Annotated in this window: 8 protein-coding genes; 6 read left to right on the top strand and 2 right to left on the bottom strand. The window is 44.6% G+C overall.

Annotation, left to right across the window (positions count from 1 at the left end):
• The first annotated feature begins 19 nt into the window (after window positions 1–19).
• From PGY05_RS05230 to PGY05_RS05205, 6 genes are all read left to right on the top strand, one after another.
• Window positions 20–2,629, top strand: coding sequence for a cation-translocating P-type ATPase (locus tag PGY05_RS05230; protein ID WP_270475446.1), 2,610 nt, complete (start codon window positions 20–22; stop codon window positions 2,627–2,629).
• A 71-nt stretch (window positions 2,630–2,700) separates the two neighbouring features.
• The gene (locus PGY05_RS05225; RefSeq protein WP_270475461.1) at window positions 2,701–3,942 is read left to right on the top strand and encodes an AI-2E family transporter; all 1,242 of its coding nucleotides are present in this window, start codon (window positions 2,701–2,703) and stop codon (window positions 3,940–3,942) included.
• A gap of 337 nt (window positions 3,943–4,279) precedes the next feature.
• A complete protein-coding gene (locus tag PGY05_RS05220; RefSeq protein WP_270475445.1) occupies window positions 4,280–4,891 on the top strand; it encodes a nucleoside recognition protein in 612 nt (203 codons plus the stop codon).
• A gap of 169 nt (window positions 4,892–5,060) precedes the next feature.
• Window positions 5,061–6,056 (top strand): ABC transporter substrate-binding protein, encoded by a 996-nt coding sequence (locus tag PGY05_RS05215; protein WP_055155725.1) that lies wholly within the window; start codon window positions 5,061–5,063, stop codon window positions 6,054–6,056.
• Window positions 6,057–6,081: 25 nt separating this feature from the next.
• Complete coding sequence (locus PGY05_RS05210; RefSeq protein WP_008374138.1) at window positions 6,082–7,017, top strand: ABC transporter permease; 936 nt, start codon at window positions 6,082–6,084, stop codon at window positions 7,015–7,017.
• 8 nt (window positions 7,018–7,025) lie between these two features.
• Window positions 7,026–7,820: an ABC transporter ATP-binding protein gene (locus PGY05_RS05205; protein WP_172679847.1), complete on the top strand. Its 795-nt coding sequence runs from the start codon at window positions 7,026–7,028 to the stop codon at window positions 7,818–7,820.
• 672 nt (window positions 7,821–8,492) lie between these two features.
• Here PGY05_RS05205 and PGY05_RS05200 read toward each other — a convergent pair.
• A complete protein-coding gene (locus PGY05_RS05200; protein ID WP_270475444.1) occupies window positions 8,493–10,472 on the bottom strand; it encodes an ABC transporter ATP-binding protein in 1,980 nt (659 codons plus the stop codon).
• Window positions 10,469–12,232, bottom strand: coding sequence for an ABC transporter ATP-binding protein (locus tag PGY05_RS05195; protein ID WP_173686119.1), 1,764 nt, complete (start codon window positions 12,230–12,232; stop codon window positions 10,469–10,471). Before PGY05_RS05195 ends, PGY05_RS05200 begins: the two co-directional genes overlap by 4 nt.
• Between the last annotated feature and the right edge of the window lie 4 nt (window positions 12,233–12,236).

Raw genomic sequence — 12,236 nt, 5'->3', positions numbered from 1 at the left:
GAAACAGGAGGCGGAAAGGATGAAAGAAATTTATCAGTCATCGGTAAAAGAAGTGCTTGGACAGATGGGAAGCAGAGAAGAGGGACTTACGATAAAAGAAGTGGAAAAGTCCCGTGAAAAATGTGGATGGAATGAGCTCGCGGAGGGAAAGAAAAAAAGTGTGCTGCAGATTTTTATGGAGCAGTACAAGGATTTCCTGGTGATTATCCTGATTGCATCGGCGATTATTTCAGGAATTTTAGGAGACGCAGAAAGTGCGGCAGTTATTGTGATCGTCATTACAATGAATGCGATTTTGGGAACCGTGCAGACGGTAAAAGCAGAGCAGTCGCTTCAGAGCCTGAAAAAGCTTTCAGGACCGGAGGCGAAGGTTCTCAGGAATGGTACGGTGACACCGATTCCGGCAAGAGAACTGGTGGTTGGAGATGTGATCCTTCTGGAAGCCGGGGATTATGTTCCGGCAGACGGACGACTGATCGAGAACGCAAGTCTGAAGATCGATGAAAGTGCACTGACCGGGGAGAGTCTTGCAGTTGAGAAGAGCCTGGATGAAATCGAAGAGGAAGTGCCGCTTGGTGACCGGAACAATATGTTATTTTCGGGAAGCTTTGTTACTTACGGACGTGGAAGAGCCGTTGTGACAAGTGTAGGTATGCAGACAGAAGTCGGAAAGATTGCCGGACTTTTGAAAGCAACCTCTGAAAAGCAGACTCCGCTTCAGGTGAATCTGGAAGAGTTCGGAAAGAAGCTTTCGGTTCTGATCCTGGTATTTTGCGGAATCTTATTTGGAATCAGTGTATTTCGTGGAGAAAATATCGGAAGCGCGTTTATGTTTGCAGTAGCACTTGCGGTTGCAGCAATCCCGGAGGCATTAAGTTCAATTGTAACAATCGTCCTTTCTTTCGGAACGCAGAAGATGGCCAAGGAGCATGCAATTATTCGAAAACTGCAGGCGGTAGAAGGTCTTGGAAGTGTCTCCGTGATCTGTTCGGATAAAACCGGAACTCTCACGCAGAATAAGATGACTGTTGAAGATTATTATATAGAAGGCAGAAGAATCCGGGCAGATGAGCTCGATATGGCAGATCCGGCACAGAGATTTCTGCTTGATTGCAGCATTTTATGTAACGATTCTACCAATGAAAATGGAGTGGAAATCGGAGATCCGACAGAGACAGCGCTGATCAATCTGGGAAGCCGCTATGGAGTGGAAGCTGCAGAAGTAAGAGAAAGTTATCCAAGAGAAGATGAGATTCCATTTGACAGTGACCGGAAAATGATGTCGACGCTTCACCGGATAGACGGCGAAAACCGGATGATCGTCAAAGGTGCGGTTGACCGTCTCCTGGATCTGACAGACCGGATCTGGACAGAAAATGGAATACGGGAGATTACAAAAGAAGATAAAGAAAAGATTCAGAGCCAGAATCAGGAATTTTCAATGGAAGGTCTTCGAGTGCTGGCATTTACCTTCCGGGAGATTCCGGAAGAACATCTGCTGACCGCAGAGGATGAGGACCAGCTGGTATTTCTCGGAATGATCGCAATGATGGATCCGCCGAGGGAAGAGTCAAAAGCTGCAGTAGAAGAATGTATCAAAGCAGGCATCCGTCCGGTGATGATCACGGGAGACCATAAGATCACGGCAGCAGCGATCGCAAAACGGATCGGCATTTTAAAGGATTTATCCGAAGCCTGTGAGGGCGCAGAGATTGAAAATATGAGTGACGAGGAGTTGCGGGGATTTGTCCCGAAGATTTCTGTCTATGCAAGGGTTTCGCCGGAACATAAGATCCGGATCGTCCGTGCATGGCAAGAGCGCGGAAATATTGTATCGATGACCGGCGACGGTGTCAACGATGCACCGGCTCTTAAGCAGGCAGATATAGGTGTTGCAATGGGAGTAACCGGAACAGAAGTTGCCAAAGATGCAGCGGCGATGGTACTTACAGACGATAATTTTGCTACAATTGTAAAAGCAGTGGAAAACGGACGAAACTTATACCGTAATATCAAGTATGCGATCCAGTTTTTGTTATCGGGAAACTTCGGTGCAATTCTCGCTGTTTTATATGCATCGATCGCAGGACTTCCGGTTCCGTTTGCACCGGTTCATCTGCTTTTTATCAACCTGCTGACTGATAGTCTCCCGGCAATTGCACTGGGAGTAGAACCGCATACCAGTGATGTGATGAATGAGAAGCCAAGACCGGCAGATGAGTCGATCCTGACAAAAGATTTTCTGTCAAAGATTGGTCTGGAAGGACTGGTGATCGGTGTAATGACGATGATCAGTTTCCTGACAGGATATCATCAGGACGGTGCACTTCTTGGAAGTACTTATGCATTTGGAACGCTCTGTCTTGCACGGCTGTTTCACGGATATAACTGTAAATCAGATCATCCGGTGATTTTTACCAAACGGTTTTTCAATAATAAATGGATGCAGGGCGCATTTGCACTGGGAGCAATTCTGATCACGGCTGTACTTACAATTCCGGGGCTGCATCAGGTGTTCAAAGTAGAAACATTGAACTTTGAACAGCTTGGGACTGTCTACCTGTATGCGTTTGCCTGTTTTCCGATCATACAGCTTCTGAAGTGGGTACGTGGAAAATTATCAGAGTAACAATATGGGAAAATGCTTACTGGTTGTAAGGGGATTAACCATAAATATGTTGTAGTAGAATGGAGAAAATAGTGGATTTTAGTAAATTATCTATAAAAAAAATCCGGGAATTGATCGTATTTACAGCGCTGATCGTAGTTGCATTGTGGAAATTTGATGTGGTTCTTGGCGTGATCAAGGCGGTATGGGGGATTATTTTCCCCTTCGCTCTTGGCGGTGCGATCGCGTTTGTGATCAATGTTCCGATGAGCTTTCTGGAGAAAAAATTATTTGGAAAGGCAAAAGAGAAAGGAAGTAAGGCGGCAGGAAAGCTTGCAAGACCGATCAGTCTTCTTCTTACGATCGTACTGGTAGTGGGGGTGATCGTGCTTGTTATGTTCGGTCTGATTCCGCAGCTTACGGCAACAATTGGAAGTCTGATGAACAGTATTGCAGAATTTATTCCGCAGATGCAGAGTTGGGTACGGGAATTTACGCACAATAACCGGGAAATCATGGATCTTGTGAACCAGGTGGAGTTCAATCCGAATAAGGCAATCCAGTGGGGGATGAGTATTCTCGGAAATGGTGCGGGAAATTTTATGAATACAACGATGACAGCGGTTGGCTCCATCGTCAGTGGAGTTACTACATTTTTTATTGCCTTTTCCTTTGCCTGCTATATTCTTTTCCAGAAAGAAAAACTGCATGTGCAGGTGAGAAAAGTGTTTTTCGCGTTTATTCCAAAACGAAAAGCAGAAGTGATTCTTGAAGTCTGTTCCCTGACCTACCGTACCTTCGCAAACTTCCTTACCGGACAGTGCCTGGAAGCAGTCATCCTCGGAAGTATGTTTGTAATTACATTAAGTATACTGAAAATGCCGTATGCACTGCTGATTGGAATCATCATATCCTTCACAGCCCTGATCCCAATCTTTGGAGCCTTCATCGGCTGCGTACTTGGCGGTCTCCTAATCTTCATGGTGAGCCCGAAACAGGCAATCCTTTTCATCCTTGTATTTCTGATCCTCCAGCAGATCGAAGGTAACCTGATCTACCCACACGTAGTCGGCAGCTCCGTAGGGCTTCCCTCCATCTGGGTCCTCGCTGCAGTCACCATTGGCGGTAACCTTCTGGGAATCATAGGAATGCTCATCTTCATCCCACTGGTGTCTGTACTCTATACCCTCTTCCGGGAATATGTGTATTTGCGTTTGAAAAAACAACACATTAAGAAAGTGACGAAAACTGAAGTGGAAGAGTATACTCAAGAAGAAATTGACAAAATGAAAGAACTATACGAAAAAGAGCACCCTGAAAAATGTCTTGAATAAGGAAGCAATTTCATACATATAAATGTATTGAAATCGCAGCAAAAGCCTGCAACTTTGAGATGCAATCTCAAAGAGCAGGCTTTTCGACTCCCCATTTATAGTTTGGCGGAAAAGTATGACTTGTAGAATGTCAGCCGGGCGGAAAATAAATTGTGTTCAAATTCAATTTTTTGTGCAATGGAGACGAAAATCAGGAATCGTGGAAGCCATTGCTGAACACGATTCCCGCCCTAAGAGGTTCGTCGGAATGGTTTGCACAACTTGAATTTGAACACAATTTATTTTCCACCCGGCGTCCCCTCTCCAACACTCTTCCCCATCCAAGAAAGGAGAAAAAATGCTCAATTACCTGTGGTCGGGAATGATTCTTATTGGCATCCTTTTTGCCGCTTTCTCCGGCAAAATGCCGGACATCACCACCGCCGCCTTAGATTCCTCCAAAGAAGCCGTCACCCTTTGCATCACGATGATGGGCGTCATGTCCTTCTGGACCGGACTCATGGGAATCGCAGAAAAATCCGGCATCCTGAAAACGGCAACCGTCCGCCTTTCCCCTCTGATCCATTTCCTCTTTCCAGAACTGCCAAAAGATCACCCGGCAGAAAAACCAATCGCAGCAAACATCATTGCAAATATCCTCGGACTTGGCTGGGCGGCAACTCCGGCAGGTCTTGAAGCAATGGAAGAGCTTCAGAAGCTGGAAGAAGACCGCCGCCTTGGAAAAGCAGCAGGACCGGTAAGAAAAAGAGGCGTTGCAAGCAATGAGATGTGTACCTTCCTGATCGTAAATATTTCTTCACTGCAGCTGATCCCGGTGTCGGTGATTGCCTACCGGAGCCAGTACGGAAGCGTGAATCCGACAGCCGTTGTTGGATCTGGGATTGTGGCAACGGCGGTCAGTACCGGGGCGGCGATTTTGTTTTGCAGGATAATGGATCGGAAAAGCTAGAATTTTTGTAGCTTTTTGTAACATACCTTGACTAAAGTACAAAAAAACGCTATAATCAATATCACGGCAAAGCTTTAAACCATTGAAGTTTAAACCGCTAAAGTTTAAAGCTGTAAAGCCAAAACGGAAAAAGTTTGTTCGAAAAGAACATAGATGGAGGTATGTTATTATGAAAGCAAGAAAAATTTTAGCAGTATCACTTACTGCAGCAATGACACTGGCACTTGCTGCCTGTGGCGGAAGTTCATCAGACAAAGAATCTTCTTCAAAGGATTCATCAGACAAGGTATATAAGATCGGTATCTGCCAGCAGCTTGAGCATGCAGCTCTTGACGAGGCAACCAAAGGATTTGAAGAAGCCTGTGAAGAAAAATTCGGAAAAGACAAAGTGAAGTTCGATCTTCAGAACGGACAGGGCGAACAGGCAAACTGCGCAACCATCGTAAACAATTTTGTGGCAGACAATGATGACTTGATCCTTGCAAATGCAACAACTGCTCTTCAGTGTGCAGCAGCTGCAACAAGCACGATCCCGATTCTTGGAACATCTGTTACAGATTATGCAACTGCTCTTGATATTTCTGACTGGACAGGATCAACAGGTATGAACATTTCAGGAACCTGTGACCTTGCACCGATCGATGAACAGGAAGCAATGCTTAAAGAGCTCCTTCCGGATGCAAAAACAGTAGGTATCCTTTACTGCTCAGCAGAACCGAACTCAGCATACCAGGCGAAGAAGTTTGAGGAAGCACTTGAAAAAGATGGAATTAAGTATAAAGAATACACAGCAGCAGATTCTAATGAAATCCAGTCTGTAGTGACAAGTGCAGTAGATGAGTGCGACGCACTTTACATCCCAACTGATAATACAATGGCATCTAATACAGAGATTATCAACAATATCTGTCTTCCGGCAAAAGTACCGGTAATCGCAGGTGAACAGGGAATTTGTGAAGGCTGTGGTATTGCAACTCTTTCTATCAGCTACTATGACATCGGATACAGAGCAGGTGAAATGGCTTACGATATCCTTGTAAATGGAAAAGATATCTCAACCATGGATATTGAAAGTGCACCGAATGTTACAAAGATGTATAACAAAACAATTTGTGACGAACTCGGAATCACTGTTCCGGACGATTACGAAGCAATTGAGGAATAATAAGTATTAGAAAGAGGCAGAAATCATGTATTTAGCAGCTTTAGATCCGATGTCTCTTGTGCGTGCACTTCCGGGAAATGTAGCGCAGGGGATCATCTGGGGAATTATGGCGCTTGGCGTTTATATCACCTTCCGCATTCTGGATTTTGCGGATTTGACGGTTGACGGATCGTTGGCTACAGGTGGAGCAGTTGCAGTTATGCTGATCCGCGGCGGTATGAATCCGGCACTGGCACTTCTTTTCGCATTTCTGGCAGGTATGGCAGCCGGATTTGTGACAGGTATTTTACATACGTTTTTTGGAATTCCGGGCATTCTGGCCAGTATTCTGACGCAGATCGGGCTTTACTCGGTGAATCTCGGAATCATGGGAAAATCCAATCAGGCAGTCAATGTTATGCAGTATAAATTGGTTGCATCGCTTCGTTATGTGACCGGCGAAGGAAGTGAACTGTTTTTTGTAAAGCTGATCGTGGCAGCACTTATCCTGATCGCAATTATTTACTGGTTCTTTGGAACTGAGCTTGGTGCATCGATCCGTGCAACCGGATGTAACCCGCAGATGGCAAGTGCACAGGGAATTAATACAGGCTTTACAAAGGTTCTGGCGCTTATGATCTCCAACGGACTTGTGGGACTTTCCGGCGGAATTTACGCACAGTACCAGGGAGCAGCCGATGTTAATATGGGACGAGGTGCCATTGTAATCGGACTTGCAGCCGTTATCATCAGCGAAGTTATTTTTGCAAAATTCTGTGCAGGCAGAAAAGCAGCCTTTGCCTTTACACTGGGAGCAATCTTTATCGGAGCGATTATTTACTATATTGTAATCGCACTGGTATTGTGGCTGAAGATGCCTTCTGATTATATGAAACTGTTCTCAGCGGTAGTGGTTGCATGCTTCCTTGCAGTTCCGTACATGAAGGGTAAATATTTTACAAAGAAACGGAGGACTGCATAATGGGATATATGTTGGAAATCCAGAATATTCATAAAACCTTTAATCCGGGAACGATCAACGAAAAGGTCGCACTTAACGGAGTGAATCTGAACCTCAATCCGGGTGATTTCGTGACTATCATCGGTGGAAATGGTGCAGGAAAATCCACCACACTGAATGCGATCGCAGGAGTGTGGTCTGTAGACGAAGGAAAGATCATCATTGACGGAGTGGATATTACAAAGCTTTCAGAGCATAAAAGAGCACTTTATCTGGGAAGAGTTTTCCAGGATCCGATGACTGGAACTGCGGCAACCATGTCGATTGAAGAAAATATGGCGATCGCAGCCAGACGTGGCGAGCGCAGAGGTCTTGGATGGGGCATTACGAAAAAAGAGCGGGAGCGCTATAAAGAAGCCCTGAAAGAACTTGATCTTGGACTGGAAGACCGTCTGAGCAGTAAAGTCGGACTTCTTTCTGGTGGACAGCGACAGGCGATCACTCTTTTGATGGCGTCTCTTAAAAAGCCAAAGCTTTTACTTCTGGACGAGCATACTGCAGCACTTGACCCGAAAACTGCAGCGAAGGTACTTGCCATCTCCGATAAGATCATTCAGGAGCATCAGCTTACTGCAATGATGGTAACACATAATATGAAAGATGCCATCGCGCACGGCAACCGCCTGATCATGATGCATGAAGGAAAAATTATCTACGATGTATCAGGAGAAGAGAAGAAGAATCTGAAGGTTGCAGATCTGCTGGCGAAGTTTGAAGAAGTCAGCGGCGGCGAGTTTGCGAATGACCGGATGATGTTGTCGTAGAGAATAATTTAAAAATGAAATAATAGTAGAAAACAGGAACGAGGTTTTACGATTGATGTAGAGCCTCGTTTTTTTGCACGTCTTGTTTAAATGTACTATTAAAAAACAGAGCAGATTCTGAAATGCTATAAAATTATAGAGAATGCCTATTAGTAATACAGGATAGAAATTATCAATGAACCTCTTAAAAAATCCGGAATGGAAGAGAAAGAGGCAGAAGAAAGCCAAAGGACATTCCGTTGCATGCCATAGGGCGAAAGAAATCTTGTAAAGAAAATTGACATAAAAGTGTAAAGATGCTAGTATAATAAATAGAAAAGGTGCTACCGATGACGGTTCACCTGATATTATTTGGTTATTAAAAATAACCGCTCATGTTTTCTCAGGACGATGGGCGGTTATTTTTGCGTCTTGGAATCATGCTTTCCACGCACATACCCAAGACTGTAAAAAGTCCCACACAGTGAAATCACTGCAATAAGGTCAGTAATGGTCAGCATAAGCTAGTTCTCCTTTCCAAGATTTCTCAATTAAGAGATGATCTATGTAATCGGAGCTATGAACCCTCCGCACAAAGCGAACCGCCATTCACGTCAGTGTGAAATAGCACCTTGAACTTATGGTAACAAACATAAAGAAGAAAATCAATATAAAATAAAATGACAGAATTGTCTAATCCATCAACTGCAATTCATACAATTTCTTATACAACCCATCCTTCGCCAGCAGCTCCTGATGGGTTCCGGATTCTTTTATTTCCCCATGATGCATCACAATAATTTTATCTGCATGCTGGATCGTAGAAAGCCGGTGTGCGACCATGATCGTAGTTCTTCCATCCATCAGCCGTGCAAGTGCCTGTGTGATCAGTGTTTCGGTTTCTGTATCGATGTTGGCAGTTGCTTCATCGAGAACAAGGATCTTCGGATCATAAGCAAGTGTCCGTGCGAAGGACAAAAGCTGGCGCTGCCCGGCAGATAGAGTACTTCCGCGTTCTGTAACCGGTTCATCATATCCGTGCGGCAGTTTCTGAATAAATGGATCTGCATTTACAATTTCGGCAGCCCGTCTGACATCGTCCGGTGAGATTGCTTCATTATTCAGCGAGATATTACTTTTGATGTCTCCGGTGAAGATGAAGACATCCTGCTGAACCTGACCAATCGCACCGCGGAGTACATCCAGATCAATTTCATGAATATCAATCCCATCAATCAGGATCTGTCCCTTCTGAATATCAAAATATCTTCCGATCAGATTTAAAATTGTAGATTTTCCTGCTCCGGTAGCGCCGACAAAAGCAGCCTTTTCACCCGGATGGATTACAAAACTTACATCTTTTAAAATATAATTTTCCTCTTCGTAGGCAAACCAGACATGGCGGAATTCAATTTCACCAAGAATATTGACCGGAGCCGGATCGGCCGGAGATACGATCTCTGGTTTTACATCAAGAACACTGAAAATCTTTTCTGCGGAAGCAATGGAAGACTGCAGGGTTCCAAGCTGTTCGGAAAGCTCCTGGATTGGCTCAAAAAAGGAGCTGATGTAGGTGATAAACACGAACAGGGTTCCGAGAGAAAGACTTCCATTTAACACAGAGAGGCTTCCGGTACGGATAACAAGGATCATGGCAATGACCGAAACCAGATAGATTGAAGGCCGGAAGATCGCAAAAGTCATGATCTCGCGGAAATTGGCACGGTACAGTTCCATAGATTTGTCTTCAAATTCACTGTATTTCTCTTTTTCGCGTGCAAAGATCTGGATCAGCTTCATACCGGAAATATGTTCGGACAGGAAGGTGTTCAGCTCTGTGATTTTATTTCTTGTGATCTGGTAAGCTTTTCTGGAGAGATGCCGGAAAACAAAAGTCAGGATTGCAACCAGAGGTAAAAGCAGGAAGGATATACCTGCCATTTTCACATTAATTGAGAGCATGACAACAGCGTAACCAATAATCTTAACAACGTTTTTAAAAAGTTTCACAAGAATGGTGGAAAACAGTTCGTTGACTGCTTCAGTATCGTTAGATACACGTGTTACGAGCTTGCCAACCGGTGTTGTATTGAAAAAAGAAAGTGACAGGCTGTGTATATGTGTAAATGTTTCTTCACGCAGTTTGTACACGATCTGCTGCCCCATCTTCTGTAAAAGCCAGGTGTCGGCAAGGTTCAGGAAAAATCCGCTAAAAAGCAGCAGAAGAAACAGGATTCCGGCTTTTAAGATCCCCTTAAAATCATTTTGTCTTAAAACCTTCAGATCATTGGAAGTAAGCTTCTGTGCACCTTCTCTGACATAATTTTTTAAAACAGATGTATCGGCATTTTGTAGTGCAGTACATTCAGCGCGGGTGAGATTTTCTGCCATGTAATAGTGATCCTTCCAGAGAAAAATCTGATAAAAGGAAGCAGAATCCGCCTTAGATACTGCCTGGTCGCGCGACAGTACAAGACCGTTCCAGTTTACAGCGTCCGAAGCGGAAACGTCGGCTTCTACATACGGATGATAATAACCGTTGATATACTGGTCGATTGCATTTCCGATGATGATCGGGCGGTAAAGTTCCACAGCAATGATAAAGAGAACCAGGACAGTTGCCAGGGTCATTACCCATTTATGCGGTTTTAGATAACTTAAAAGTCGTTTCATCTTATGGCTACCTCCTGTTCTCCAATGGAAGCTTCCAACTGTTGCTTTTCAAACATATCTTTATAAATACCATTTTTCTGAATCAGTTCGGTGTGTGTTCCAAGCTCTTTCATTTCCCCGTTTTCAAGTACCATGATCAGATCGGCATGCTGTACCGTGGAAATTCGGTGTGCGATCAGGATTGTTGTTTTTCCTTTACGATCGTCCCTGAGATTATGTAGGATATGTTCTTCTGTATCGGTGTCGACAGCGGAAAGGGAGTCATCAAGGATCAGGATCGGTGCATTTTTTATCAGTGCGCGGGCGATGGAGCTGCGCTGTTTCTGACCGCCGGAAAGCGTAACGCCACGTTCGCCGACGATCGTATCATAGTTGTCCGGAAAATTTGCAATATTATCGTGAATGCAGGCTGATTTTGCTGCGGCGATAATACGGCTCATATCCTGTGATTTTGTACCGAATGCAATATTTGCTTTCAGAGTATCGGAAAAAAGAAAATTATCCTGTGGTACATAAGCAATATTTTCACGCAGAGTTTTCAGCGGAATTGTGTTGATATCATGGTCATCCAGATAAATCATGCCTGGCTCGGTGTTGTAAAGCCGGAGCAGGAGATTGACCAGAGTGGACTTTCCGTTGCCGGTGCGCCCGATGATGGCAAGGGTTGTCCCGGATGGGATGTCCAGATTGATATCATGCAGTACCGGAGAAGTATTTCCAAGGTGCGTAAAGGTCAGGTGATCAAAACGGATATCCCCGTGCAGGGTATCTAAAGTTGTGACAGAAGCAGTATCTTTTACATTTGTCTGTGCTTCCAGGATTTCTTGTACACGGCGGATGGATGCAGTTCCCTGGGAAAACATGACGGCAGCTTCCGAACAGGCGAGCATCGGCCATACCAGCATATTGACATACTGATTGAAAGCTACGAAGCGTCCGAGTGTAATCTGTCCGATCAGGGCGAGGTATCCCCCATAAAGGAGTGAGGCAAGACTGGAAAATCCGATGATCACATCCAGAAGCGGGATCAGGATGGCTTCCAGCTTTGCGATGCGCATACTTTTATCCATGGTATCCTGGTTCTTTTTGGAAAAAGAAAGGATTTCTGCCTGCTTGCGAACAAAGGCCTTGATCACACGGATCCCGGAGAAGCTTTCCTGTACAAAGTCGGCAAGATTGGAAACACTGTCCTGACGTTCGGTGTAGAGGTCATCCAGTACCTTTCCGTAATGCATATAGCCGAGGCAGATGATGACCATCGGGATCAGTGCCAGAAGGGTCAGTTTTATATTGACATAATACATCATCTGGCAGACGACCAGGAGCGTCATGACTACGGAATCAAAGATGCAGATGACAGCAGGGCCAAGTGCCATGCGGACCGCATTTAAGTCACTGGTAAACCGGGTCATCAGATCACCTGTTTTGTGGCTGTTGTAGTATTCCACATCCATAGTTTCCAGATGGGAAAACATTTCATTACGCAGTTCACGCTCGATAATACGTGCGGTTCCAAAAAGAAAATAACGCCACAAAAAACGGCCGACTGCAAGCAGAAGACCAATCAGAAAGATCCCAAGAAGACAGGTACGAATGGAACTCCAGGTAATGCTGCGCGCGGTAAGACCATCGGTAATGATACCGGTAAGTTTTGGAATAAATACACTTGCCGCATCTACAGCAAAAAGAGTAAGGATTCCGGCAATATAGCGATATTTGTATCGCCTGACATATTGCATGATAAAGGGCAGTGGTTTCATATCA

Source organism: Coprococcus sp. AF51-11b1 (assembly GCF_027682785.1).
GTDB lineage: Bacteria > Bacillota > Clostridia > Lachnospirales > Lachnospiraceae > Allocoprococcus > Allocoprococcus comes.
The sequence above is the reverse complement of the archived record's forward strand: the minus strand, read 5'-3'. Positions and strand labels throughout refer to the sequence as shown.

Excerpts from the sequence above, each read along its gene's own strand:
- PGY05_RS05230 (WP_270475446.1), top strand. The coding sequence starts at position 20 with ATGAAAGAAATTTATCAGTCATCGGTAAAAGAAGTGCTTGGACAGATG.
- PGY05_RS05220 (WP_270475445.1), top strand. The coding sequence starts at position 4,280 with ATGCTCAATTACCTGTGGTCGGGAATGATTCTTATTGGCATCCTTTTT.
- PGY05_RS05215 (WP_055155725.1), top strand. The coding sequence starts at position 5,061 with ATGAAAGCAAGAAAAATTTTAGCAGTATCACTTACTGCAGCAATGACA.
- PGY05_RS05210 (WP_008374138.1), top strand. The coding sequence starts at position 6,082 with ATGTATTTAGCAGCTTTAGATCCGATGTCTCTTGTGCGTGCACTTCCG.
- PGY05_RS05205 (WP_172679847.1), top strand. The coding sequence starts at position 7,026 with ATGTTGGAAATCCAGAATATTCATAAAACCTTTAATCCGGGAACGATC.
- PGY05_RS05200 (WP_270475444.1), bottom strand. The coding sequence starts at position 10,472 with ATGAAACGACTTTTAAGTTATCTAAAACCGCATAAATGGGTAATGACC.
- PGY05_RS05195 (WP_173686119.1), bottom strand. The coding sequence starts at position 12,232 with ATGAAACCACTGCCCTTTATCATGCAATATGTCAGGCGATACAAATAT.